This is a genomic window from Thiogranum sp., assembly GCF_058323355.1.
In genome coordinates this window covers 1-26068 of sequence record NZ_JBTTIO010000102.1, presented here as the reverse complement: position 1 = coordinate 26068, position 26068 = coordinate 1, and the positions used below count along the sequence as shown (strand labels likewise).

The following is a 26068-nucleotide window of genomic DNA, read 5'->3' as shown; positions in this document are numbered from 1 at the left end:
TCAATGCTTCTCTCTTCAGGCAGCATCGGTATCGGAATGGTTCCGCTCGCGTTCCAGTATCGGCCTCAGGAAATGCCCGGTGTGCGATGTTTTGCTGGCAGCAATCTGTTCCGGCGTGCCGCAGGCGATGATTTCACCGCCGCCGCTGCCGCCTTCCGGGCCAAGGTCAATGACCCAGTCCGCGGTTTTGATGACATCCAGGTTATGTTCGATGATGACCACAGTATTGCCGTGGTCACGCAGCCTGTGCAGCACACGCAGTAACTGTTCGATGTCGTGGAAGTGCAGGCCGGTGGTCGGTTCGTCGAGGATATACAGGGTTTTTCCTGTGTCGCGCTTGGACAGCTCACGCGACAGTTTGACGCGTTGCGCCTCGCCGCCGGACAGTGTGGTGGCGTTTTGCCCGAGGCGGATATAGGACAGGCCGACATCCAGCAGGGTCTGCAGTTTGCGTGAGATAACCGGCACTGCACTGAAGAATTCCGCCGCATCCTCGACCGTCATCTCCAGTACTTCATGAATGTTGCGCCCCTTGTAACGGATGTCCAGTGTCTCGCGGTTGTAGCGCTGGCTCTTGCACACATCGCAGGGCACATAAATATCCGGCAGAAAATGCATCTCGACCTTGATAACGCCATCGCCCTGGCAGGCCTCGCAGCGGCCGCCCTTGACGTTGAAACTGAAGCGCCCGGGTTTGTAGCCGCGCGAGCGTGCTTCCTGGGTGCCGGCAAACAGTTCACGAATCGGTGTGAACAGGCCAGTGTAGGTGGCGGGGTTGGAGCGTGGTGTGCGGCCGATGGGGCTCTGGTCGATATCTACTACCTTGTCGAACAGTTCCAGACCTTCCACAGATTCGTGTGCTGCCGGTTCCGTGCTGGCGCCATTGAGTTCTGCCGCTGCCAGCCGGTACAGTGTGTCGTTGATCAACGTGGATTTGCCCGAGCCGGACACGCCGGTGATGCAGGTCATCAGGCCAACCGGGATATTGAGGTCCACATCTTTCAGGTTGTTGCCGCTGGCCTTGCGGATACGCAACTGCTTGTGGGGGTCATTGGGGGTGCGCCTGTCAGGGCCTTTGATACGTCGTGCGCCACTCAGGTACTGCCCGGTCAGTGAGGCCGGGTTATTGATCACCTCGTCCGGTGTGCCCTGTGCCACCACCTTGCCGCCATGTATGCCGGCACCCGGACCCATGTCCACCAGGTGGTCGGCGGAACGGATGGCGTCCTCGTCGTGTTCAACGACGATGACGGTGTTGCCGAGATCGCGCAGGAAGGTCAGGGTGTTAAGCAGCCGTTGATTGTCGCGCTGGTGCAGTCCAATGGACGGTTCGTCGAGAATATACATGACACCAACCAGCCCGGCGCCAATCTGGCTGGCCAGCCGGATACGCTGCGCCTCCCCGCCGGACAGGGTGTCGGCGCTGCGTTCCAGCGACAGGTAGTTGAGCCCCACGTTGACCAGGAATTCCAGCCGTTGGCGGATTTCCTTGACGATTTTCTCAGCGATGGCGCCACGCTGCCCGGGCAATTTCAACGAGGCAAAAAACTCACTCGCCTCGCCAATCGGGAGTCCTGCAATCTGCGGCAGCGTGCGTTCATCGACAAACACGTGACGGGCGGCGCGGTTGAGTCGCGTGCCTTCGCATTCCGGGCAGGGGTGCGTGCTGAGGTAGCGCGCCAGTTCGTCGCGCACCACGTTGGACTCGGTTTCGCGGTAGCGCCGTTCCATGTTGCGCAGTATGCCCTCGAAGGGATGGCATTTTACCTTGATGCCGTTACGTTCGTTGATGTAGCGGAATTCGATCTTCTCCTTGCCGCTGCCGTAGAGGATGATCTGCCGGATATTTTCCGGCAGTTCGTCAAACGGTGTTTCAATGTCAAACCCGTAGTGGTCTGCCAGTGAGCTGATGAGCTGGAAATAATAGGCATTGCGTCGGTCCCAGCCACGCACCGCACCACCGGCAAGACTCAGATGCGGGTTTGCAACCACCCGCTTTGGATCAAACGATTGCTGAACGCCAAGTCCGTCACAGGTTGGACAGGCGCCAACCGGGTTGTTGAAGGAAAACAGGCGCGGTTCCAGCTCGGACAGGGAGTAGCCGCACTTCGGGCAGGCAAATTTGGCGGAGAAGGTGATTTCCGTGTTGTCGTCCATGCTGACGACGCGTGCCAGTCCATCGGCGAGGCGCAATGCGGTTTCAAAAGACTCGGCCAGCCGCAGCTTGAGGTCGTCGCGAATCCTGAAACGATCAACCACCACTTCGATGCTGTGCTTGCGGCGCAGATCCAGTTCCGGCGGATCATCCAGTTCAATCACTTCACCATCAATGCGCGCGCGGATGAAACCGTGCGCGCGCAGTTCTTCCAGTAGCGCCAGATGTTCGCCTTTACGATCCTGCACCACTGGCGCCAGCAGCATCCAGCGTGAGCCAGGTGTCTGTTCCAGGGCATGGTCGACCATCTGGCTGATCGTCTGGGCTTCGAGGGTGATGGCGTGGTCGGGACAGCGCGGTGTGCCGACGCGCGCAAACAGCAAGCGCAGGTAGTCGTGAATTTCGGTAATGGTGCCAACCGTCGAGCGCGGGTTGTGCGAGGTGGACTTCTGTTCAATCGAAATAGCTGGCGACAGCCCTTCGATATGGTCGATGTCGGGTTTCTCCATCATCGACAGGAACTGGCGTGCATAGGCCGACAGCGATTCCACGTAGCGGCGCTGACCCTCCGCATAAATGGTATCGAAGGCCAGAGACGATTTTCCGGAACCGGACAGGCCGGTGATCACGATCAGCCGGTCGCGCGGCAGATCCAGGTCGATGTTTTGCAGATTGTGCGTGCGCGCACCGCGCAGGCGAATGGTGTCCATACTGTTTCCGGCGAATTGGGCAACCTGATACTATACGGCGTTTCGTGATGACTGACCAAAGGGAAATCCGTTCCGTGAACAAGAATGTGTCCGCCGATCAGAGCATGACCCGGGCGGAGGCACGTACGGCGGCATCCATGGCGGGCATTTATGCCCTGCGGATGCTGGGGTTGTTCATGATCCTGCCGGTATTTGCCCTGTATTCCGAGCACCTGGAAGGCGCCACACCCGCGCTGGCCGGGCTGGCCATTGGCATCTACGGGATGACCCAGGCGTTTCTGCAAATCCCTTTCGGGCTGTTATCTGACCACATCGGCCGCAAGCCGGTAATCGTGTTCGGTTTGCTGGTATTTGCCCTGGGCAGTGTCATGGCGGCCAGTGCCGACACCATCTGGGGCGTGATTGCCGGGCGTGCCATGCAGGGTGCTGGCGCCATCGCGGCCGCTATTATGGCGCTTACCGCAGATCTTGTGCGTGAAGAGCACCGGGTCAAGGCCATGGCCATCATTGGCATGAGCATCGGCGCTTCGTTTGCCATTGCCATGGTGCTGGGGCCACTGTTGAACAGCTGGATCGGTGTGCCGGGTATTTTCTGGTTGACCGCCGTGCTGGCAATTGGCGGTATCGCCGTTATCGTGCTGCTGGTGCCAAACCCGGTGGTATCACGCGTGCACCGTGATGCCGAGGCTGTACCGGCGCAGTTTGCCAGCGTGTTACGCGATCCGCAGTTAATGCGACTGGACGCGGGTATTTTCTCATTGCACCTGATTCTGACCGCCAGCTTCGTGGTGCTGCCGCTGGCATTGCGTGATGTGGCCGGGCTGGATGCGGCAAGGCACTGGCAGGTGTACCTGCCGGTACTGTTGTTGTCGCTGCCGATGGCCATACCGTTCATCATCCAGGCCGAGAAGCACCAGCGCATGAAACCGGTATTTGTCGCATCCATTGTCGTGGTTGCGCTGGCAGAACTGGTGCTGTTCGAGTTCCATGGCAAGGTGCTGGCCATCGGCATCGGCCTGTTTGTGTTTTATTCGGCCTTCAATCTGCTGGAGGCCCTGCTGCCTTCGTTGATCGCTAAAATGGCGCCACCGGACAGCAAGGGTACCGCCATGGGGTTTTATTCCAGCGCCCAGTTTTTCGGTGCTTTCGTGGGAGGGACGACAGGCGGCTGGTTGCATGGACGTTTCGGCCTGTCGTCCGTGTTCCTGTTCTGCGCGGCCGTGGCGCTGGGCTGGTTGGTGCTGGCTGTCGGGATGCGGCCACCGCGTTACCTGAATACGAGGTTGCTCAGGGTTGGCGCGCTCGACCCTGTTGAAGCGCGGCAGCTGGCCAGGCGGATCAGCGCCGTGCCAGGCGTGGTCGAGGCGGTGGTGATTGCCGAGGATGAAGTGGCCTATCTGAAAGTCGATGCCCGGCTGCTCGACGAGGATACGTTAGATGCCGTTGTTTCTGCGGATGCCTGACCGTATGATGCTCACTGGGTGCAGTACGAGACACACAAGACAACGAGAGAAAGCACACGGACTGTGTTTTCAGTAAGGAGCAGAACATGGCAAGAGGCGTCAACAAGGTCATCCTGGTCGGTAATCTGGGCGCTGACCCGGAAGTGAAATACATGCCCAACGGTAATGCGGTGGCGAATGTCACGCTGGCCACCAGTGAAACCTGGAAAGATAAACAGAGCGGCGAGAACAAGGAAAAAACCGAATGGCACCGTGTGGTGTTTTTCCGCCGCCTGGCCGAGATTGCCGGCGAATACCTGAAGAAGGGTTCGCAGGTGTATATCGAAGGCAAGTTGCAGACCCGCAAATGGCAGGACAAGAACGGCAATGACCGTTACACCACCGAAATCATCGCCAATGAAATGCAGATGCTCGGTGGCCGCGGTGGTGGTGGCAGTGCTGATTTCGGTGGAGCTTCGGCGTCACAGTCTGCACCGTCAGCAGCACCTGCAGCCACAGCGGGTGGTGACTTTGATGATGATATTCCGTTCTGACGGAGTCTGGCAGGCGGTATAAAAAAGGCCGGTTTTCCGGCCTTTTTTGTGATGCGTGTGGGCTGCTGGAGGTCCGGATGGTCCTGTGAGGCGTCTCTTGCAGGCAAAAATCCGCATTTGGCAGGCAGAGTCTCATAGTTAGTATTTAACTCCCCATAAAAATTATTATATACTGGCTGCCTTAACGGCCTCCAAGTTGAAGCATTTCCATAGCAAGCTCCAGCAACTATCTGATTTCCGGTTTAAACCTCTTTTGTGGCTCGCGAATTAAATCTACCCCTTTGGCGTATCGTCGCTAAGTTACTGTCCGTAAAGCAGGATTTTTCGATTTCCGCCTTGACAAGGTGGGGATTCGCTACCTATAGTGTCGAGAAGTGGGATTCAGTGGAATTTAGTGGCAAAAAGAGGGGGTCCAGAGGAGTCCGGTGTTTCGAGGTGGTAACACAGTCAAGCTCGATGCCAAGGGGCGGTTGGCCTTGCCAACCCGCTATCGCGGCATCATCAGCGAGCGTTACGAGGGTCGCCTGGTGGTGACCGTCCACGATGACGGCTGTCTGCTGCTTTATCCCCAGCCTGAGTGGGAGCAAATCGAACATCGCCTTATCAATACCCCGAATCTGGATCGCCGCACGCGCGACATGCAGCGTATGTTGGTGGGTTATGCCACAGAAGTCGAGATGGACGGCAATGGCCGTATTCTGCTGGCGCCGCGGTTGCGTGAGTTTGCGTTACTGGACAAGACGGTGGCACTGGTTGGTGTGGGCAAGAAATTTGAAATCTGGAATGACGAAACCTGGATGAATATCGGTAGTGGCTGGAAAGGGCGCGCGGAAGATGATGACAGGCCGTCCCCTCTTGAATCGCTGACGTTGTAGGGGCGATGAGTCACCAGCATCAGCCGGTACTGTTGACACAGGTACTGGAGGCGCTCCGGGTAAAGCCGGACGGTCTCTATATAGACGGAACCTTTGGACGTGGCGGACATGCGGCAGCGCTCCTGGACAGGCTCGGCCCCGAAGGAAGGCTTCTCGCCTTCGACAAGGATCCTGACGCTCTGGCTTTTGCCGCCAGCCGGTTCTCCGGTGAGGCGCGACTGCTGATGCGTGAAGGAAGTTTTGAAAATCTCGCAAGTGAAGTATCTGCCCTTGGCTGGCAAGGACGAGTGGATGGAATCCTGTTTGACCTCGGTGTGTCGTCACCGCAGCTTGACGACGCAGCGCGTGGTTTCAGCTTTATGCAGGCGGGACCGCTGGACATGCGCATGAATCCGCAGGCCGGTCTCAGTGCGGCCGAATGGCTGGCGCAGGCGCCGGAGCGGGAGATTGCCGATGTCCTGTGGAAGTACGGCGAAGAGCGTTTTTCCCGTCGCATTGCGCGCGCCATTGTGAACAGCCGTGAAGAATCACCCATCACAACCACCTTGCAGCTGGCCAGCTTGATTCAGTCCGCCGCACCAGCGCGTGAACGCCACAAGCACCCGGCGACGCGGAGTTTTCAGGCGATCCGTATTTTTATCAACCGCGAACTGGAAGATCTGGAGGTGGCTCTGCCGCAGGCTGTTGACGTGCTGGCAGCTGGTGGACGGTTGGTGGTCATCAGTTTTCATTCGCTCGAAGACCGTATTGTGAAACGTTTCATCCGTGATCAGTATCGCGGGCCGCAATTGCCCCCCGATCTGCCGGTGATACCCGAAGGCTATGCGCCAGGGCTGAAGCCTGTCGGCAAGCAGATTCGTGCTGATCAATCCGAGATCGATGCCAACCCGCGTGCACGCAGCGCCGTATTGCGCGTGGCGGAGCGTGTTGCGTGAGGGCTGTGCTGTTGCCACTGATGCTGATTGCGGTGATTGCCAGCGCCATGAGCGCTGCCTGGTCACGCCACGAAAGTCGCAAGCTGTTTAATGAACTGCAACAGCTTGAGGGTGAGCGGGATGCCATGAATGTCGAATGGGGTCAGTTGCAACTTGAGCAGAGTACGCATACCACGCACGGAAAGATTGAGTCGGCAGCGCGTGAGCGCCTGGGGATGCGAATTCCCGGTGTACAACAGATGGTGATTCTGAAGCCATGAGGCATAAGGGGCATATCAGCAAGGCGCGGCGGTTTGTGTTGATCGGCTTGATGCTGCTCGGCTTCACTGTGCTCGCCGGGCGCAGTGCGCAATTACAGCTGGTGGACCAGGCGTTCCTCCAGGAGCAGGGTGACGCGCGTCACTTGCGCGTGGTGCAGGTGCCGGCACACAGAGGCATGATTACTGACCGCAACGGTGAGCCACTGGCTATCAGTACACCGGTGCAGTCGGTGTGGGTTAATCCGCAGGAACTGGTCGCTTCACCCGGCGAGATGTCGCGGGTGGCCAGGCTGCTTGCACTGGACGTGGACAGGTTGCAGCGCCTGATCGGTCAGCGCAAGGACCGTGAGTTCGTCTACCTGCGCCGCCATGTTGCCCCGGATCTCGCTCGCCAGGTCATGGCGCTGGGGGTGCGCGGTATTTATTTGCAGCGCGAGTACCGGCGCTACTACCCGGCGGGTGAGGTTGCCGGTCACCTGGTGGGTTTCACCAATATCGACGACCGTGGCCAGGAAGGGCTGGAGCTGGCCTACGACGACTGGCTGACGGGTGAGCCGGGTGCCAAGCGCGTGATCAAGGATGGCCAGCGGCAGATTGTCGAGAATGTGGAGAATATTCGTTCCGCGCGGCCCGGTCGCGACCTGGCCCTGAGCATCGACCGACGCATCCAGTATCTCGCCTACCGTGAACTGAAAGCGACGGTCACGCAGCACCATGCACGTTCCGGATCGGTCGTGGTGCTGGACAGCCACAGCGGAGAGATCCTGGCGCTGGTCAATCAGCCGTCGTTCAACCCGAACAACCGCCGGCGTCTGAAGCCCGGCAGGCTTCGTAACCGCGCTGCGACAGATGTTTTTGAGCCCGGTTCGACGATGAAGCCGTTTATCATCGCGGCTGCACTGCAAACGGGTAAATATCAGGCTGGTACACGCATAAACACCTCGCCGGGCATGTTCCAGGTTGGCGTGCATACCATTCGCGATATGCACAACTATGGTGTGCTGGACTTGACCGGTGTGATCCGGAAATCCAGCAATGTTGCCGCCAGCAAGATCGCATTGTCCCTTGAACCGGAAACACTCTGGGGCTTCCTGTCGGATGCCGGTTTCGGCGTATCCACGGGCAGTGGTTTTCCCGGTGAGGCGGATGGCCATATGGCCAACTACCATCGATGGCGGGATATCGAACGCGCTACCCTGGCTTACGGTTATGGCCTGTCGGTGACTGCCATGCAGCTGGCGCAGGCCTACGGTGTATTTGCCAATGACGGTTATCGGGTACCGGTAACACTGTTGCGGCGTGAACAGCAGCCCCGGCGCGAGAGGGTGTATTCCCCTGAAGTGGCGCGCAGTGTGCGGCGTATGATGGAAACCGTGGTGCACGCGGGCGGTACTGCACCCAGGGCCGCAGTGCCGGGATACCGGGTGGCGGGCAAGACCGGTACCGTGCACAAATCAATATCCGGTGGCTACGCAGACGACAAATACATTTCTGTTTTCGCCGGGATGGCGCCAGCCAGTAATCCGGGCCTGGTGATTGTCGTTGTGATTAATGAGCCGCGTAATGGTGAACACTTTGGTGGGCTGGTGGCCGGCCCCGCGTTTTCCCGCATCATGGCCGGGGCGTTACGTTTGCTCAACGTAACACCGGATGGTGTCCCGTTACTGCACACACAGCGCAACGGGCAGGGGGGTCCGGCATGATGGCGGAACTTTCTTCATCCCGTGGCGCCATGCTCACTGATCTGCTGGCAGGGTTGGCTGCTGATAGCGTGCCTGCCGATATCGTAGTGCAAGGTCTGGCGGCAGACAGTCGCGCTGTGCAGCCGGGATATCTGTTTCTGGCGTGCCGGGGTTTGCAGGTGCACGGACTGGCTTACTTGTCACAGGCTGTCGCGCAGGGCGCGGTTGCCGTGGTTTATGACCCCGAAGGCTATGATGATGCCAAACAGCTGTTCGAAGGCGTCCCTGTACCTGTGGTAGCCGTCAGCGGGCTGTCACAACAGCTTGGTGTGATTGCCGGCCGTTTTTATGCCGGGCCTTCGTGTGACATGCATGTGATTGGCGTGACCGGGACGGACGGTAAAACCTCGGTGAGCCATTTTATTGCCCAGGCCCTGTCCGTGAGCGGGAATCCGGCTGGCCTGCTGGGTACGCTGGGCTATGGTGTGTACGGTGAGTTGAGTACGCCGACACACACCACGCCGGATGCACTGCGTTTGCAGCAGGAGCTGGCTGCATTGCGTGATCGTGGCGTGAAACAGCTGGCGATGGAGGTTTCCTCGCATGCCCTGCACCAGAATCGCTGTGCCGGTATCCAGTTTCATACCGCTGTGTTGACCCAGCTCAGCCGCGACCATCTTGATTACCACGGTAGCCTGGAGGCTTATGCCGATGCCAAGCGTCGCCTGTTCCAGGTAGCGGGACTGCAATGTGCTGTGCTCAATGCCGGCGATGCCTTTGGTCGTGAGCTGGCATCAGGACTGGCTGACAAGATTCGAATCATCAGCTGGCAGGCACAGGCGGGCGCACAACCGCTGAGTCGTGAGTGGCTGGCATTACGTTCACTGAAAGCCTTGCCGGAAGGGATGGTGTTGAGCGTGGACTCAAGCTTCGGTGAGGTGGCCTTTGAAACAGGGTTGCTGGGCGATTTCAATGCAGGGAACCTGCTCGCATCGCTCGGCGCCCTGTTGGCTGCCGGCCTGCCGTTGGCTGATGCTGCCCGGCGACTTTCACAAGTGACAACCGTGCCGGGCCGCATGGAGTTGTTCAGTGCGCCGGGCCGTCCGCATGTGGTGGTTGATTATGCACACACACCGGCAGCGCTTGAGGCGGCACTGAAGGCACTGCGTCCCCACTGCACGGGGCAGCTGGTGTGTGTATTTGGCGCCGGTGGCGATCGTGATACCGGCAAACGCCCGGCCATGGGCGCCATTGCCGAGCAGTATGCGGATTGCGTCGTGGTAACCAGTGACAACCCGCGTCATGAAGCGCCACAGGGCATCATGGCGCAGATTCTCACCGGCATGAAACAGCCGCAACGCGCGCAACAGATCGAAGACAGGCGGTCAGCGATTCATGCGGCACTGGCAGCGGCGAACGAAAATGATCTGGTGCTGGTTGCCGGCAAGGGCCATGAAGATACCCAGCAGGTCGGTGACCTCAGGGTCGCGTTCAGCGACCGGGACTGTGTGGTGCGCTGGCTGAAGGGTGGCGGGGCATGATGAGCATGCCGCTGTCAGAGGCTGCCCGCGTGCTGGATGCTGTCCGGCACGGCGCTGATGTCACTTTTGCCGGCCTGAGTACCGACACGCGCACCCTGCGCGGGGGCAACCTGTTCGTTGCCCTGCAAGGGCCAAATTTCGATGGTCATGATTACCTGCCGCAGGCACAGCGTGAGGGCGCGTTGGCGGCAACCGTCAGCCGTGTTGTCGAGTGCTCGTTGCCGCAGCTCGAGGTGGAAGATACACGTATTGCACTGGGGCAGTTGGCTGGCTACTGGCGCTCGCGTTTCGATCTGCCGCTGGTGGCCGTCACCGGTAGCAACGGCAAGACCTCGGTGCGGGAGATGATTGCGGCGATACTCCGTCCTTGCGGTGAAACGCTGGTGACATGCGGAAACCTGAATAATGATATCGGCGTGCCACTGACACTGTCCGGCCTGTCCGATACACACCGCTACGCGGTTATCGAACTGGGCGCCAACCATCCCGGTGAGATTGCCTGCCTGACCGATATTGCAAGGCCGACTGTTGCGGTGGTGAATAACGCTGCACCGGCACATCTGGAAGGTTTTGGCGATATCGAGGGTGTGGCGCGCGCAAAGGGTGAGTTGTTCGAGCGCCTGTCAGATGACGGGATTTGCATTATCAATGCCGATGACGCTTATGCCGGACTATGGGAATCACTGGCTGCTCCACGCAAGGTAATCAACTTCGGGCTTGCGGCTGATGCGGATGTGCATGCTGTCTGGCAGGGTGATTTGAGCGGTAGCGAGATTAGCTTGTATACGCCATCGGGTAATGTGTCGTTTCATCTGCCTTTGCCCGGCCGCCACAATGTCATGAATGCGCTGGCTGCCAGTGCGGCCGCTATTGCGCTGGGCCTGTCTCCCGAGGTGATTGCCCGCGGCCTGTCCACCCTGCGCGCCGTTGGCGGGCGCTGGCAACCGTGCAGGGGTGTGCAGGGCGCACAGCTGATTAATGACACCTATAACGCAAACCCCGGTTCACTCAGTGTCGCACTGGAGCTGCTTGCAGACAGCGGCAACGAGTGCTGGCTGGTGCTTGGCGACATGGGGGAACTCGGTGAGACGGGTGAAGCATTGCACCGGCTGATGGGTGAGCAGGCGCGCGATGCCGGTCTGTGCAAGCTGTTTGCCCTGGGTTCGCTGGCCGCAGCCGCGGCACAGGCATTTGGCGAAGGTGGCGAGGCATTCGAGTCGCTGGATGCGCTGGTGAGTCGTCTGCGCGAACAGCTGCATCCCGGTGTTATCGTGCTGGTGAAAGGGTCGCGCGCCATGCGCATGGAGCGCGTGATTGACGCCTTGCGCGATCGTAGCGGGGAGGCAGCCTGACATGCTGGTTTATCTCGCCGATTACCTGAGCCAGTTCAACAGTGGTTTTAATGTCTTCCAGTACCTGACACTGCGGGCCATTCTTGGTGTGCTGACAGCATTGTTGCTGTCGTTTGTGATAGGCCCGGTCATGATTCGTCAGCTGAGTTTCCGGCAGATCGGCCAGCAGGTGCGCGATGATGGCCCGGAATCGCACCTGTCAAAGGCGGGTACGCCGACCATGGGTGGTGCACTGATCCTGGTAGCAATTGCGGTCTCTACCTTGTTGTGGGCTGATCTTGCCAATCGCTATGTGTGGGTGGTGCTGCTGGTCACACTGAGCTTTGGTGCCATTGGCTGGGTCGACGATTACCGCAAGATTGTCTATGGCAACAGCAAGGGGCTGTCGGCGGCCGCCAAGTATGGCTGGCAATCACTGGCGGCTATCGTAACCGGACTGTATCTCTACTATGCCGCGCAGTCTCCGGCGGAGACCGAGTTGATCGTGCCCTTCTTCAAGGATGTAGCGATACCGCTCGGCGCCTGGTACGTCGTGGTGGTTTATTTCGTGGTGGTGGGTTCCAGTAATGCCGTGAACCTGACGGATGGTCTCGATGGACTGGCAATCCTGCCCACGGTGCTGATAGCCGGTGCGCTGGCCGTATTTGTGTATGCCACCGGTAATGTCTACTACGCCAGGTACCTGGGGATTCCCTACATTCGCGAGGTCGGCGAAGTGGTGGTGTTCTGCGGTGCGATTGTTGGCGCCGGCCTTGGCTTTCTCTGGTTCAACGCCTACCCGGCGCAGGTCTTTATGGGCGACGTTGGCGCGCTGGCGCTGGGTGCAGCGCTTGGCATTGTTGCAATCCTGGTGCGCCAGGAGCTGGTGTATTTCCTGATGGCCGGCGTATTCGTCATGGAGACTGTGTCGGTGATTTTGCAGGTGGCTTCATTCAAATTGACGGGGCGGCGTATCTTCCGCATGGCGCCGCTGCATCATCACTTTGAGCTCAAGGGCTGGCCGGAGCCACGCGTCATTGTGCGCTTCTGGATTATTACAGTGATCCTGGTGTTGAGCGGGCTGGCGACCTTGAAGTTGCGTTGAGCAGGAGCGGGAATGGGCAAGAAAGGCCAGATTGTGCTGGCAGGTTTGACCTTTGCGGCGATAGCCGTACTGCGGGTCATATTTTGACAGGTTACTGGAACAGGAATGTTGGCAGCCATAGACATGATGGAACAGGACACGCAACAGGCATTGCGTACGCTGGTGGTCGGACTTGGTAGCACCGGTGTGTCGTGTGCGCGTTTTCTGTCGCGTATCGGCGTGCCGGTTGCCGTGACCGACAGTCGCGATCAGCCGCCCGGACTGGAAATCCTGCAGCGTGAGTTGCCGGATGTGGCCTTGTTTCTTGGTGGGTTCGATGAAGAAGCCTTCGCACGTGCGGAGCGTATCGTGGTGAGCCCCGGTGTATCCCTGCGTGAACCGTTACTGGCCGAAGCCCGTGCGCGTGGTGTGGAAGTCATTGGCGATATCGAATTGTTTGCGCGTCATATCAGTGCGCCGGTGATCGGCATCACCGGTTCCAACGGCAAGAGCACTGTGACCACCCTGCTGGGCCTCATGGTGCAGCAGACTGGCCGAAGTGTTCGTGTCGGTGGCAACCTCGGTATACCGGCGCTGGATCTCGTTGCTGATGACGAGCCGGATTTGTACGTGCTGGAATTATCCAGCTTCCAGCTGGAAACCGTACGCAACCTGTCGTGTCTTGCTGCGGTGGTGCTGAATGTCAGCCCGGACCACATGGACCGCTACGATTCCCTGGGTGACTATGCAAAGGCCAAGCAAGCCATTTACCACCACGCGCGTCTGCAGGTGGTCAACCGTGATGACAGTTCTGCGGCAGCGCTTGCACACGAGCATGCGCCGGTCGTCAGCTTCGGCCTTGGCGAGCCGCAGGGCAATGACTACGGGTTTCGCCGTGTCAACGGTGAACTCTGGATAGCACATGGTGATGCTGTATTGATGCCTGTGACGGAACTCCGCATGCAAGGCTTGCATAACCAGGCCAATGCACTGGCGGCGCTGGCGCTCGGTGATGCGGCGGGGTTGCCTGAACAGGCCATGCTGCAGGCGTTGCGTGAGTTTCAGGGCCTGCCGCATCGCACTGAATGGGTTGGCGAGCATCAGGGGGTGCGCTGGTTCAATGATTCAAAGGCGACCAATGTCGGTGCGGCACTGGCGGCCATACAGGGTTTTGAAGGCTCACTGGTGTTGATTGCCGGGGGGCAGGGCAAGGGTGCGGACTTCTCGGAATTGGCAGAGGGTCTGGACGCACATGTGCGTCATGTGGTTTTGCTCGGCGAAGCAGCAGACGAAATCGAAGCCGCCTTGCGGGGCCGTATTCCGGTCAGTCGTGCTGCGGACATGAAAGAGGCGGTGCAACTTGCCGCGGCCCGTGCGCAGGCGGGTGATACGGTGCTGTTGTCGCCGGCATGCGCCAGTTTCGACATGTTCGACGGCTACCAGCAGCGTGGTGAGCGTTTTGTGCAGGCGCTGAGGGAGGTGTTCGAATGAGTCTCGCCATGTTGTTGCCGGATATGCCGGTAAGGCGCGGGGCATCCTGCCCGCGGCTCGACTTTGCCTTGCTGGCAGCGGTGACGGCGTTGTTTTCACTGGGCCTGGTGATGGTGGCTTCGGCCTCCATGCCGGTTGCCGAGCGGTTGGGTGTCAGCACCCTGTATTTTACCCTTCGCCAGACCATGTACCTGTTCATGGGGCTGGGTCTCGGCCTGCTGGTGCTGCGTATCAGGCTGGCCTGGTGGGAACAGTGCAGTCTGTTGTGTATTTTGCTCGCCATTCTGATGCTGATGGTGGTACTGGTGCCGGGGGTGGGTGTCGAAGTGAACGGCAGTACCCGCTGGATCAACCTGGGTGTCTTCCGCTTGCAGGTATCGGAGCCGGCCAAGTTGCTGGCGCTGGTTTACATGGCCGGTTACCTGGTACGCCATGGCGAGGCGGTTCGTGAAACCCGCGCCGGTTTTATCAAGCCGCTGGTGCTGTTGCTGGCGGCGGCAGTATTGCTGCTGATGGAACCGGATTTTGGCGCCACTGTGGTGATGATGAGCGCTGCGCTGGTCATGATGTTCATGGCGGGTGTCAGCTTGTGGAAATTTGCCGGCCTGATGGGTATGGCGTTTGCCGCATTTGCTGCGCTGGCCATTTCCTCGCCCTATCGCATGGAGCGCCTGACAACTTTTCTCAACCCGTGGGCGGATCCGTTCGACACGGGTTTCCAGCTCACCCAGTCACTGATCGCCATCGGTCGTGGCGAACTGTTCGGTGTCGGTCTGGGCGCCAGTGTGCAGAAACTGTTTTACCTGCCGGAAGCGCACACGGACTTTGTCTTTGCGGTGCTGGCCGAAGAACTCGGCCTGGTGGGTATCCTGGTGCTGCTCGGGCTGTACCTGTTTGTGGTGTTGCGCGCCTACCATATTGCATACGTTGCGGAGCAGGGAGGTAATCCTTTTGCGGCTTACCTGGCATACGGTATTGGTACCTGGCTGGGCCTGCAGGCGTTGATCAATGTCGGGGTCAATACCGGGCTGCTGCCAACCAAGGGTCTGACCCTGCCGCTGATGAGCTACGGGGGCAGCAGTATGCTGGTGACCTGTGTCGCCATTGCCATGTTGCTGCGTATTGATTACGAAACACGTTGTACCGTTAACAGTCTGCCGGCGTCCGGTGTGTCCATGCGTCCTCGCAGGGGTGTGAGATGAACACGCGGCGTCCCATTCTGATCATGGCCGGCGGTACCGGTGGCCATGTATTCCCGGCGTTGGCCGTTGCGGAACAGTTGCGCGAACTTGGCTGGCCGGTCGAATGGCTGGGTACGCAGGCCGGGCTGGAAGCACGCGTGGTGCCGTCAACCGGTATCCCGGTGCACTGGGTCAGCGTGAAAGGGTTGCGCGGCAAGGGGCTGCTGCGGCAACTGCTGGCGCCCTTCATGTTGCTGTGGGCATTGCTTCAGGCTGCTTCCGTTATGTTGCGTGTTCGACCGGCCGCTGTGCTGGGTATGGGGGGATTCACCACGGGGCCGGGTGGCCTGATGGCCTGGTTACTGCGTCGGCCGCTGGTGATCCATGAGCAGAACTCGGTAGCCGGTCTGACCAATCGCCTGCTTGCGCCACTGGCTGACCCGGTGCTGGAAGCTTTTCCCGGCAGTCTTCGTGGCGCAATTCATACCGGCAACCCGGTGCGTGCCGACATTGCGCAACTGCCTTTCCATGTTCCCGAACCGGCAGGCCGACGCCCGCGCCTGTTGGTGGTCGGCGGCAGTCTCGGGGCTGCGGCACTGAATGAAACTGTCCCGGCGGCACTTGCACTGTTTGATGAAGCACAGCGACCGGAGGTCTGGCACCAGACTGGATTGAAGCTGATTGATGCAGCGCGCGATGCGTATTCAGCGGTGAATGTCGAGGTGCGTCTGGAGGCCTTTATCGATGACATGGCGCAGGCCTACCAGTGGGCCGACCTGGTGCTGTGTCGGGCTGGCGCGCTGACCGTGGCAGAACTTGCCGCCGTCGGTGTGGCGTCAATACTGGTGCCCTATCCCTATGCTGTCGACGATCACCAGACGGCTAATGCGCGCTACCTCGTCGATGCCGGTGCAGCACAGTTGTTGCCGCAGTCGAAGATGAGCGTTGAGCGCCTGCGCGAAGAACTGGGTCTGCTGCAGCAGCCCGGGCGACTTGTTGATATGGCAAAACGCGCCCGTGAACAGGCCATGCCGGATGCCGCGCGTCAGGTTGCGTCGTACTGTGCCCGTGCCACCGGATGGAAGGAGGCGGCATGATGGTTGCGCCAAAACAGCCTCCACTGCAGCCTGATGTTATGGGGCGCATTCGTTGCGCCCACTTTGTCGGTATCGGTGGTGCCGGTATGGGCGGGATTGCCGAGGTATTGCTGAACCTGGGATACAAGGTCACAGGTTCCGATTTGCGTGAAAATGCAGTGACCCGCAGACTGGCACTGCAGGGTGCGCGTATCTGGTTCGGTCACAGCGCGGATCATGTCGCTGACGGTGATGTGGTGGTGGTGTCGACAGCCGTGAACGAAGATAACCCGGAAGTGAAAGCGGCACGCGAACGCCGTATCCCGGTGGTGCCACGCGCCGAAATGCTGGCCGAGATCATGCGCTTTCGACACGGTATTGCTGTCGCCGGAACCCATGGCAAAACCACCACGACCAGCCTGGTGGCAAGCCTGCTGGCAGAGGGAGGGCTGGACCCGACGTATGTCATCGGTGGCCGTCTCAACAGTTCGAACAGCCATGCACGGCTTGGCAGTAGCCGTTACCTGGTGGCCGAAGCCGATGAAAGCGATGCATCGTTTCTGTATCTGCAACCCATGCTTGCTGTAGTGACCAATATTGACGCTGATCACCTGTCGACCTATGAAGGTGACTTCCGCCGTCTGCGACAGACTTTCGTTGAGTTCCTGCACCACCTGCCTTTCTATGGTCTGGCGGTTATGTGTGTCGATGATCCCAATGTGCGAGATGTACTGCCGGAACTGACACGCCAGGTGCGAAGCTACGGCATCGACAGTGAAGATGCCGATATCCGCGCTGTGAACCTGCAACAGCAAGCACAGCAGATGTCTTTTGATATTCATCAGCAAGGTCACCCTGTACTGAGTGTGGTGCTCAATTTGCCGGGGCGACATAACGTTCTGAATGCACTGGCAGCCGTTGCCGTAGCGCGCGAACTGGAGGTAACGGATAGCGCGATTCAGCACGCGCTGGAAACCTTTGAGGGTATTGGCCGGCGTTTCCAGATCAACGGTGAAGTCGAGGTTGACGGCGGTTCGGTATTACTGATTGATGACTATGGACACCATCCGCGCGAAATAGCCGCCACCCTGGAAGCCGTGCGTAACGGCTGGCCGGAACGACGCCTGGTGGTGGCGTTTCAGCCGCACCGCTACAGCCGCACCTTTGACCTGTTCGATGACTTCGTACAGGAACTGGTCAACAGTGACCTGCTGCTGATTACCGAGGTGTTTGCTGCCGGCGAGTCGCCTGTCACCGGTGCCGATGGCCGGGCGCTTTGTCGTGCGGTGCGCGGCCGTGGCCGCGTCGACCCGGTGTTTGTCGAGGATGTCAAAACCTTGCCGGCGGTGCTGGAGGATCTTGTGCAGCCCGGTGATGTGGTGTTGACACTTGGCGCCGGCTCTATCGGTGCCGTGGCCGCCGGCCTGCCGGCAGTGCTCGGAGATAATGTGGGAGATGACGAATGAGTTCTGAAAGTAACCGCTTGCGTTTTCATATGGGCTGTGGTGAACGCCTGCAAAGTCGCCGCTGGATCGTGCGTTGTATATCCGGCGCGCTGTTGCGCACTCGTATGAAACCTGGTGCTGGCAGGGCAAAACATGAACAGTCAGGGCGTGAGGAGGATAGGGACGAATCATGATGACAGCGGAATCGATGCCAGTGTTACGCGGTGAACTGAAATTCGACGAACCTCTGTCCGGCTATACCAGCTGGCGCGTTGGTGGGCCGGCAGATCGTTGTTATCGTCCTGCAGACCTGGAAGATTTACAGCACTTCCTCACCAGCCTGCCGGATAATGAGCCGCTGGAATGGATCGGACTTGGCAGCAACCTGCTGGTGCGCGATGGCGGTGTACGCGGTACGGTGATTCTGCCCTTTGGCGGTCTGGATACGCTTGAGCTGGTGGACAATAACGTGGTGCGTGCGGGTGCGGGTGTGGCCTGTAACAAGGTGGCACGTTTTGCGGCGCGCGCCGGACTCACCGGCGCAGAATTTCTTGCCGGCATCCCCGGCACCATGGGTGGCGCACTGGCCATGAATGCAGGTGCCTTCGGCGGCGAGACCTGGCCGATTGTGGCGCGGGTGGAAACACTGGACCACCACGGCGAACTGCACCTGCGCGACCGAAGTGATTTTGACGTTTCCTATCGCAGCGTGACCGGCTTGCGTGATGAATGGTTCGTATCGGCCGAGTTGCAACTGGAACCGGGCGATGCCCAGGCTGCGCTCGACAATATCAAGGTATTGCTGGAAAAACGTTCTGCAACCCAGCCTACCGGGTTACCCAGTTGTGGTTCGGTGTTCCGAAACCCGCCCAATGATTTTGCCGCGCGCCTGATCGATACCTGCGGCCTGAAGGGCGAGCGTATCGGTAATGCACAGGTGTCGGAGAAGCACGCCAATTTCATTATCAACCTTGGTGAGGCGCGGGCAGAAGATATCGAGGCGCTGATTCGTTATGTACAGGAAAGAGTGATGCAGGTGCACGGTATACGCCTGCAGCCGGAAGTTCGCATTATCGGAGTATTTGCGTGAATGGAAACACTACCCGGCCTGCTGATTTCGGAAGGGTTGCCGTGCTGATGGGCGGCTGCTCTGCCGAGCGTGAAGTGTCGCTTGACAGTGGGAATGCTGTGCTGGGCGCACTGCTTGCGCGTGGCGTGGATGCGGTGTCTGTGGATGCCGGTTCACCGAATTTCGTTGCACAGCTGCAGGCGGGTGCCTTTGATAGCGCCTTTAATGTCGTCCACGGTCGCGGTGGTGAGGACGGTGTGTTGCAGGGTTTGCTGGAATACCTCGATATCCCGGTTACCGGTAGCGGTGTGCTGGGTTCTGCGCTGGCCATGGACAAGCAACGCACCAAACACCTGTGGCAGGGGCTGGGTTTACCAACGCCGGACTTCGTCATGCTGACCTGCGAACAGGATCTGGTTGCAGCCGTGCAGTGCATCGGTTTTCCGATGATGCTCAAGCCGGTGCATGAAGGTTCCAGTATCGGTATGGCACGCGTTGACAAGCCGGGACAGCTTGAACAGGCATGGCGCGATGCCGATCAGTACGACCACGAAGTTATGGCGGAGCGTTGGGTCAGTGGCGAGGAATACACGGCGGCGATTGTCGATGACGTGGTGCTGCCCCTGATACGACTGGAAACGCCGCGTGAATTTTACGATTACGAGGCCAAGTATCAGTCCGACAGTACGCAATACCATTGTCCCTGCGGCCTGCCGGAATCGCGTGAAGTGGAGTTGCAGCAGCTGGCGCAACAGGCATTCGATGCCGTTGGTGCAAGTGGCTGGGGTCGGGTGGATTTTTTTCTCGATAGTGATAATTCGCCCTGGTTGATCGAGGTGAATACCGTGCCAGGTATGACGGATCACAGCCTGGTGCCGATGGCGGCACAGCAGTACGGCTGGGATATGCCGGAACTGGTGTGGCGGATACTTGGAACGGCAATACAGGAGAACGATGCCCGTGGCGGTTAAACGCAAGGTGCAGGCCCGGCGCAGGCAAAAGATACCGCGCAAACCCCTGTCGCACTGGTGGCGTCCGGCGTTTGTCGTGCTGGTCGTGAGCGGCAGTGTTGCCGGCCTGGTGTTCATGCTGGAATGGATGAAAGACCCGCAGGCCTGGCCGGTGAGGATGGTGCAGGTTGAAGGTGATCTGCACTATCTCGATGGCGCTGACCTGCAGGCATTTATTGCGCCGATGTCGGATGAAGGTTTTTTTGGCGTTCAGGTTGCGGAGATTCAGTTGCAGTTGCAGGCCCGGCCGTGGATCGAGCAGGTATCGGTACGGCGTGTGTGGCCGGACCGGTTGCAGATCCGTATTCGTGAACAGCAGCCTGTGGTGCGCTGGGGTGAAGCGGGATATCTCAATCCACGCGGTGAGTTTTTCGCGCCGCAAACTTCGGTGGGGATTGCCGGGTTGCCGCAACTGGATGGGCCGGAAGGTCATGAACAGCGAGTACTGTCCATGTTTGCGCAGATGCGCAAGTCACTCCGGCCACTGCGGCTCAAGGTCGTGAAGTTGCAACTCGATGCCCGGCGTGCCTGGCATGTGCAACTGGATAACGGTTTGAAAATGGAATTGGGGCGGCGTGACCCGCTGCAACGGGTGGCGCGTTTTGTACATGCCTACCCGGCCATCATGGCGGCAGGGAGCGGCAGGGTGGTGTCGGTGGATTTGCGCTACAGCAATGGTGTGGCGGTGCACTGGCAGTCTATCGATAAACAGGCATTACGTACCGGTTGAAAACCGTATGACAAAGAAATCAGAGAAAAACATGATTGTCGGACTCGATATTGGCACCTCGAAGGTAGTGGCCATTGTCGGTGAAATATCCCCCGATGGCGGGATCGACATCATTGGTATCGGTTCACATCCCTCCAAGGGGCTGAAAAAGGGTGTGGTGGTCAATATCGAGTCGACCGTGCACTCCATACAGCGTGCCGTGGAAGAAGCCGAGTTGATGGCGGGTTGCCAGATTCACTCGGTATATGCCGGTATCGCCGGCAGTCATATCCGCAGTCTTAACTCTCACGGCATTGTGGCCATTCGTGACAAGGAGGTAACGCCGAGTGACGTCGAGCGCGTTATCGATGCCGCGCGTGCCGTGGCGATCCCGGCCGACCAGAAAATGTTGCATATCCTGCCGCAGGAGTATGTCATCGATGACCAGGACGGTATTCGCGAGCCAATCGGCATGTGCGGTGTGCGGCTGGAAGCCAAGGTGCATATGGTGACGGGTGCTGTCAGTGCCGCACAAAACATTATCAAGTGTGTGCGGCGTTGCGGACTGGAAGTGGATGACATCATTCTTGAGCAACTGGCCTCCAGTTATTCCGTGCTGACTGACGATGAGAAAGACCTTGGTGTCTGCCTGGTCGATATTGGTGGTGGAACCACGGACATTGCCGTGTTTACCGAGGGTGCGATCAGTCATACCGCCGTGATTCCCATTGCCGGCGACCAGGTCACCAATGATGTCGCAGTGGCATTGCGGACACCGACACAGTACGCCGAAGACATCAAGATCAAATACGCCTGCGCCCTGCGCCAGTTGGCCTCCAGTGATGAAAACATCGAGGTGCCGAGTGTTGGCGACCGTCCTCCGCGCCGCCTGGCAAGGCAGACGCTGGCCGAGGTGGTCGAGCCGCGCTACGAAGAATTGCTGGTGCTGGTGCAGGCGGAACTGCGGCGCAGTGGTTTCGAGGACCTGATTGCGGCCGGCGTTGTGCTGACCGGAGGCAGTTCAAAGATTGAAGGACTTGTGGACCTCGCGGAAGAGGTGTTTCACATGCCGGTACGCCTTGGCGTGCCGCAAAGTATTACCGGACTCGTTGATGTGGTGCGCAATCCGATTTACGCGACGGGCGTCGGGTTGTTGCTGTTTGGTCACCAGAATCGTACCCGTCGTCATTTTGATGCAGATATGGGTCGAGGCATACGTGGAGTATGGGAGCGGATGAAGAGCTGGTTTCAGGGTAATTTCTAGGTTCGGGTTTTTTTAACGGAATTCGAATTTTCAGGATATAAATCAGAGAGGAGTAGTCATCATGTTTGAACTCATGGATTCATACAGTCAGAACGCAGTTATCAAGGTTATCGGCATTGGCGGTGGCGGTGGCAACGCTGTGCAGCACATGGTCGAGGCCGATATCGAAGGTGTCGAGTTTGTCTGTGCCAATACCGATGCGCAGGCGCTTACCAACATGACAACACGTACAACATTGCAGCTGGGCAATAGCATCACCAAGGGGCTTGGTGCAGGTGCCAACCCGGACATCGGTCGCCAGGCGGCGATGGAAGACCGGGACCGGATTATCGAATGCATTGAAGGCTCCGATATGCTGTTCATTACGGCCGGCATGGGTGGCGGAACCGGAACCGGTGCGGCACCGGTGGTGGCGCAGGTGGCCAAGGAGATGGGTATTCTCACTGTTGCCATTGTTACCAAGCCATTCCCGTTTGAGGGGGGCAAGCGTCTCGGTGTGGCTGATCGCGGACTGAAAGAACTGGGCCAGTACGTGGATTCACTGATTACCATTCCCAACGAAAAACTCTTGTCGGTGCTTGGCAAGGACATCAGCCTGCTGAACGCTTTCAAGGCCGCTAACGGTGTACTGCAGGGCGCGGTTCAGGGTATTGCCGAACTGATTACCCGTCCCGGCCTGATCAATGTCGACTTTGCGGATGTTCGTACAGTGATGTCGGAAATGGGCATGGCCATGATGGGTTCCGGTTCCGCCTCCGGTCAGGATCGTGCGCGTGAGGCGGCCGAGTCTGCGATTCACAGTCCGCTGCTGGAAGATATCGATCTGATGGGTGCTCGTGGCATTCTCGTCAACGTCACTGCCGGGCTGGATCTGTCTATCGGTGAATTTGAGGAAGTCGGCAATACCATCAAGGAATTTGCCTCCAGTGATGCCACTGTGGTGGTGGGTACGGTCATTGACCCGGAAATGCACGATGAGCTGCGTGTCACCGTGGTAGCCACCGGTCTTGGTGCCGAGGAAGCAAAACTCGAGGAAAAGACCGAGCCGGTACAGCTGGTACAGCGTAACAAGCGTGGTGAAGTGGATTATGCCGAACTGGACCGTCCTGCCGTGATCCGCAAGAAGGCTGCCGGTGACCCGACACCACCACCGGCTTCAGCAGATGACCTGGATTACCTGGATATCCCGGCTTTTCTGCGTCGTCAGGCTGACTAGTCCCGTCTGGTCGATGTGTTTTGGAGGGGGAATGGGTAGGCTGGCCCTGGGTGCTGGCCGCTGACAGGCATGCGTGGCCAGGTTTTTCGGGAGATGCCGGAGGGGTGTGGTAGACTCTGGTGGCATTTCCATAATCTGAAAACGATGAGAAGGTGGGCGCCATGCAGCCCACTCATAACAATATGATCTGTCAGAGAACCTTGAGGAATACCGTTCGCGCGAAGGGTGTTGGCCTGCACAGCGGGGAGCAGGTCTACCTGACACTGCGTCCGGCACCACCGGATACAGGCATTGTGTTCCGCCGGGTCGATACCGACCCGCCGGTGACGATTCCGGCCAGGATCGCCAATGTCGGCGATACCCGCCTGTCGACCACCCTGGTGGCAGGTGATGTCCGTGTATCCACGGTAGAACACCTGTTATCGGCATTTTCCGGGCTTGGCATCGATAACGCCATGGTGGATCTTACGGCAGCGGAAGTGCCGATTATGGATGGCAGCGCCGGGCCGTTTGTGTTCCTGATACAGTCAGCCGGCATCGAGGAACAACGCAAGGCCAAGCAATTTCTGCGAATTCTCGATACCGTCGAGGTGAGAGACGGCGACAAATGGGCAAGATTCTCACCGTTCAAGGGATTCCGGGTCGGATTCACCATTGATTTTGAGCATCCCATGTTCAAGGGACGCTGTCGGCATTCGGAAATCGATTTCTCGCGCAGTTCCTTCGTTCGTGAGGTCAGTCGGGCGCGGACGTTTGGTTTTATGCGTGATATCGAAAAATTACGCGAAAACAACCTGGCGCTGGGTGGCAGTCTGGATAATGCCGTGGTGCTGGATGATTACCGTGTGGTGAACGAGGACGGCCTTCGCTACGAGGACGAATTCGTCAAACACAAGGTACTGGACGCCGTTGGCGACCTTTACCTGCTGGGTCACAGCCTGATCGGCGAATTTGTCGGCCACAAGTCCGGGCATGCGCTCAACAATCATCTGTTGTGTGAACTACTGGCCTCGCCCGGCGCCTGGGAACTGACCAGCTTCGGTAACGCCGCCCGGGCACCCCGCTGGCTTAATCGGCCACAAATCGCATCTGTTTGAAATTCCTGCTGAAAGGTTCAGGATTCGCGCGCTTTTGCCGCTAACCGGTAAAGCGCTTCGCGTAGTGCCGGGTCATCGACATCCTCGGCGGTTTGAGCAAGCAGGTTGGCATTGTCCATTGAGATGGCGCCAGGTTTTCTGCTAACCGCTTGAATATCCATTCTTTCCGGGATAACGCGAACGTCTATGGCCTGCACGGCCAGGGACAGTTGGCACTGCAGTTGCTTGAGAAGTTCCGGGGCGGCAAATCTCAGGCGCGCCGCCCAGGCCGATGAGCGAACGCCGAGTATCAGGGTTTCTTTTTTGAAGTTCATGACACTACAATGCGCAGCCAGATCTTCCGCTAACAGGCGTAACACGGCCTGCTCAAGGCGCTGCAGGCTGCGGGCGCGTTCCAGCAAGGGCAGTTTTGCATGTTGAAGAATTTTCGCGCACGGAGAGGCGTTATTTTGACGCATCGGGTTCCATAAGAATTTATCGGGTAAATACAGTCAATGAAGTTTCTACTCTACACCACGAGATACGGCAAGTCCGGCAGTATTCAGTTGAATCGGCCTGTGGTCTGGGTCCCTGCGGCGCTGGCTCTGCTGGGCATCCTGCTGGCGGCGGGGCAGCTCGGCTATTCTCTGGGAGCAGCGCGCCAGCCGCAAGTGGCCGCAGAAGGCGGTACGCAGTGGCAGGCATTGCTCAATGAGCAGAAACAGGACCTGAGCATGATACGTGACGAGGCGCAGAATCAGCTCAATGCGCTGGCCGTCCGGCTGGGTCAGATGCAGGCACAGATGTTGAGGGTTGAAGCGTTGGGCCAGCGGGTAAAACAGATTGCCCGGTTGAAGAAATCAGAATTCGATTTTGACCAGCTGCCGGCACAGGGTGGACCGGCCGATCCGGCCGACACGGAATTACTGAAAACACCGGACTTCCTGAAGGCACTGGATGATATGGCTGCGCAGATCGATGATCGTGCGCGCCAGCTGGAGTTGCTGGAAGAAGTCATCAGTCGACGCGAACTCAGGCATGCCGTTTCACCGGCGGGCAAGCCGATCACCAAGGGGTGGCTCTCTTCCTACTATGGTATGCGTACCGATCCCTTCAATGGCCGACGTGAGATGCACAAGGGAATCGATTTCGCAGGTCATATGGGGGCTGATGTGGTTGCCACGGCTGCCGGTGTGGTGACCTGGGCCGGCAAGCGTTACGGTTATGGTCAGCTGATTGAGATTAATCACGGTAACGGCTATTCCACCCGCTACGGGCATTGCAACAAGGTTCTTGTGAAGGTCGGTGACAAGGTCGAGCCCGGGCAGAAGATTGCCCTGATGGGGTCCAGTGGTCGCTCTACCGGTCCGCATGTGCACTATGAAGTTCTGAAAAACGGGCGCCAGGTTAATCCCACCAGGTTCGTTCGGGCCAGTCGTTAAAGCATTGTCCCGGTACGAACGCTGGAAACAGTCTGGGTGGTTAATTTCGTCCCGGTTAGATAACGGCATGTTTAGGTAACGACTTGCCCGCTGCGCGGGTTCCCTGCGCTTCTCGACATTTTGCGCGCTCGCTAAACTCGCCATCCGCGCTGTCGCGCGTATGGCTCAGACAACGCTCGCTTGATCGCAAAACGTCTGCGATGCTCGGCTGCGCCGATACCTGAAAAAACCAGCAATCCACCCGGGACTTGTTTTCGTGAGGGCCTGACTCCATTTAAACCTCAATGAACCGGTACTTTCCCCGCGAGAGAAATAGGTCAAGAATCCGTGAAGCCCTTAAGAATACGGGCTTTTGCCCGATGAAAGCCTGTCCGTGGCCGGCTAATGCGGTATGATGCCTGCTCTGAATTTTCCAATACATTTGACTGGTTTCCCGACACATCATGGTGACATCAATACTACGCAAGGTTTTTGGTAGCCGGAACGACCGAATTCTCAAGCGTCTCCAAAAAAACGTAAA

The 26068-nt window shown here is 58.6% G+C and carries 22 protein-coding genes; 20 read left to right on the top strand and 2 right to left on the bottom strand.

The features are described 5' to 3' along the window. Nucleotides 1-15: 15 nt before the first annotated feature. Nucleotides 16-2865, bottom strand: a complete 2850-nt coding sequence (gene uvrA, locus ACW81B_RS13020) for an excinuclease ABC subunit UvrA (protein WP_491580650.1) — start codon at nt 2863-2865, stop codon at nt 16-18. Nucleotides 2866-2912: 47 nt separating this feature from the next. Here uvrA and ACW81B_RS13015 point away from each other — a divergent pair, with 47 nt between their 5' ends. From ACW81B_RS13015 to lpxC, 19 genes are all read left to right on the top strand, one after another. Next, nucleotides 2913-4328 (top strand): MFS transporter, encoded by a 1416-nt coding sequence (locus tag ACW81B_RS13015; protein WP_491580649.1) that lies wholly within the window; start codon nt 2913-2915, stop codon nt 4326-4328. An 86-nt stretch (nt 4329-4414) separates the two neighbouring features. Continuing rightward, nucleotides 4415-4861, top strand: a complete 447-nt coding sequence (gene ssb / locus ACW81B_RS13010; protein ID WP_491580648.1) for a single-stranded DNA-binding protein — start codon at nt 4415-4417, stop codon at nt 4859-4861. A 425-nt stretch (nt 4862-5286) separates the two neighbouring features. Next, nucleotides 5287-5736 (top strand): division/cell wall cluster transcriptional repressor MraZ, encoded by a 450-nt coding sequence (gene mraZ, locus ACW81B_RS13005; protein ID WP_491580647.1) that lies wholly within the window; start codon nt 5287-5289, stop codon nt 5734-5736. A 5-nt stretch (nt 5737-5741) separates the two neighbouring features. Further along, the gene (gene rsmH, locus ACW81B_RS13000) at nt 5742-6671 is read left to right on the top strand and encodes a 16S rRNA (cytosine(1402)-N(4))-methyltransferase RsmH (RefSeq protein ID WP_491580646.1); all 930 of its coding nucleotides are present in this window, start codon (nt 5742-5744) and stop codon (nt 6669-6671) included. Further along, nucleotides 6668-6931, top strand: coding sequence for a cell division protein FtsL (gene ftsL / locus ACW81B_RS12995; protein WP_491580645.1), 264 nt, complete (start codon nt 6668-6670; stop codon nt 6929-6931). The genes rsmH and ftsL overlap by 4 nt, the downstream gene beginning before the upstream one ends. Continuing rightward, nucleotides 6928-8634 carry a peptidoglycan D,D-transpeptidase FtsI family protein gene (locus tag ACW81B_RS12990; protein ID WP_491580644.1) on the top strand — a complete coding sequence of 569 codons (1707 nt, stop codon included), beginning with the start codon at nt 6928-6930 and terminating at the stop codon, nt 8632-8634. Before ftsL ends, ACW81B_RS12990 begins: the two co-directional genes overlap by 4 nt. After that, nucleotides 8631-10154 (top strand): UDP-N-acetylmuramoyl-L-alanyl-D-glutamate--2,6-diaminopimelate ligase, encoded by a 1524-nt coding sequence (locus ACW81B_RS12985; RefSeq protein ID WP_491580643.1) that lies wholly within the window; start codon nt 8631-8633, stop codon nt 10152-10154. Before ACW81B_RS12990 ends, ACW81B_RS12985 begins: the two co-directional genes overlap by 4 nt. After that, nucleotides 10151-11506, top strand: a complete 1356-nt coding sequence (locus tag ACW81B_RS12980) for a UDP-N-acetylmuramoyl-tripeptide--D-alanyl-D-alanine ligase (RefSeq protein WP_491580642.1) — start codon at nt 10151-10153, stop codon at nt 11504-11506. Before ACW81B_RS12985 ends, ACW81B_RS12980 begins: the two co-directional genes overlap by 4 nt. A gap of 1 nt (nt 11507) precedes the next feature. Then, nucleotides 11508-12590 carry a phospho-N-acetylmuramoyl-pentapeptide-transferase gene (gene mraY, locus ACW81B_RS12975; RefSeq protein ID WP_491580641.1) on the top strand — a complete coding sequence of 361 codons (1083 nt, stop codon included), beginning with the start codon at nt 11508-11510 and terminating at the stop codon, nt 12588-12590. A gap of 105 nt (nt 12591-12695) precedes the next feature. Further along, nucleotides 12696-14060, top strand: coding sequence for a UDP-N-acetylmuramoyl-L-alanine--D-glutamate ligase (murD, locus tag ACW81B_RS12970; protein WP_491580640.1), 1365 nt, complete (start codon nt 12696-12698; stop codon nt 14058-14060). Continuing rightward, complete coding sequence (gene ftsW, locus ACW81B_RS12965) at nt 14057-15262, top strand: putative lipid II flippase FtsW (protein WP_491580639.1); 1206 nt, start codon at nt 14057-14059, stop codon at nt 15260-15262. The genes murD and ftsW overlap by 4 nt, the downstream gene beginning before the upstream one ends. After that, the gene (murG, locus tag ACW81B_RS12960) at nt 15259-16338 is read left to right on the top strand and encodes an undecaprenyldiphospho-muramoylpentapeptide beta-N-acetylglucosaminyltransferase (RefSeq protein WP_491580638.1); all 1080 of its coding nucleotides are present in this window, start codon (nt 15259-15261) and stop codon (nt 16336-16338) included. The genes ftsW and murG overlap by 4 nt, the downstream gene beginning before the upstream one ends. After that, a complete protein-coding gene (gene murC / locus ACW81B_RS12955) occupies nt 16338-17783 on the top strand; it encodes a UDP-N-acetylmuramate--L-alanine ligase (RefSeq protein ID WP_491580662.1) in 1446 nt (481 codons plus the stop codon). The genes murG and murC overlap by 1 nt, the downstream gene beginning before the upstream one ends. A 172-nt stretch (nt 17784-17955) precedes the next feature. After that, on the top strand, nt 17956-18852 hold the full coding sequence (gene murB / locus ACW81B_RS12950) for a UDP-N-acetylmuramate dehydrogenase (protein WP_491580661.1): 897 nt from the start codon (nt 17956-17958) through the stop codon (nt 18850-18852). Next, nucleotides 18849-19802: a D-alanine--D-alanine ligase gene (locus ACW81B_RS12945; protein ID WP_491580637.1), complete on the top strand. Its 954-nt coding sequence runs from the start codon at nt 18849-18851 to the stop codon at nt 19800-19802. Before murB ends, ACW81B_RS12945 begins: the two co-directional genes overlap by 4 nt. Beyond that, complete coding sequence (locus tag ACW81B_RS12940) at nt 19786-20571, top strand: cell division protein FtsQ/DivIB (protein WP_491580636.1); 786 nt, start codon at nt 19786-19788, stop codon at nt 20569-20571. Before ACW81B_RS12945 ends, ACW81B_RS12940 begins: the two co-directional genes overlap by 17 nt. Nucleotides 20572-20578: 7 nt before the next feature. Then, a complete protein-coding gene (ftsA, locus tag ACW81B_RS12935; protein WP_491580635.1) occupies nt 20579-21814 on the top strand; it encodes a cell division protein FtsA in 1236 nt (411 codons plus the stop codon). Nucleotides 21815-21875: 61 nt separating this feature from the next. After that, complete coding sequence (gene ftsZ, locus ACW81B_RS12930; RefSeq protein WP_491580634.1) at nt 21876-23030, top strand: cell division protein FtsZ; 1155 nt, start codon at nt 21876-21878, stop codon at nt 23028-23030. Nucleotides 23031-23212: 182 nt separating this feature from the next. Continuing rightward, a complete protein-coding gene (lpxC, locus tag ACW81B_RS12925; protein WP_491580660.1) occupies nt 23213-24127 on the top strand; it encodes a UDP-3-O-acyl-N-acetylglucosamine deacetylase in 915 nt (304 codons plus the stop codon). Between the two features lie 17 nt (nt 24128-24144). On the opposite strand, the gene ACW81B_RS12920 is transcribed toward lpxC, so the two are convergent. After that, nucleotides 24145-24585 (bottom strand): DUF721 domain-containing protein, encoded by a 441-nt coding sequence (locus tag ACW81B_RS12920; RefSeq protein WP_491580633.1) that lies wholly within the window; start codon nt 24583-24585, stop codon nt 24145-24147. 36 nt (nt 24586-24621) lie between these two features. Between ACW81B_RS12920 and ACW81B_RS12915 the strand changes: the two genes are divergently transcribed. After that, on the top strand, nt 24622-25548 hold the full coding sequence (locus ACW81B_RS12915) for a M23 family metallopeptidase (RefSeq protein WP_491580632.1): 927 nt from the start codon (nt 24622-24624) through the stop codon (nt 25546-25548). The last annotated feature ends 520 nt before the right edge of the window (nt 25549-26068 follow it).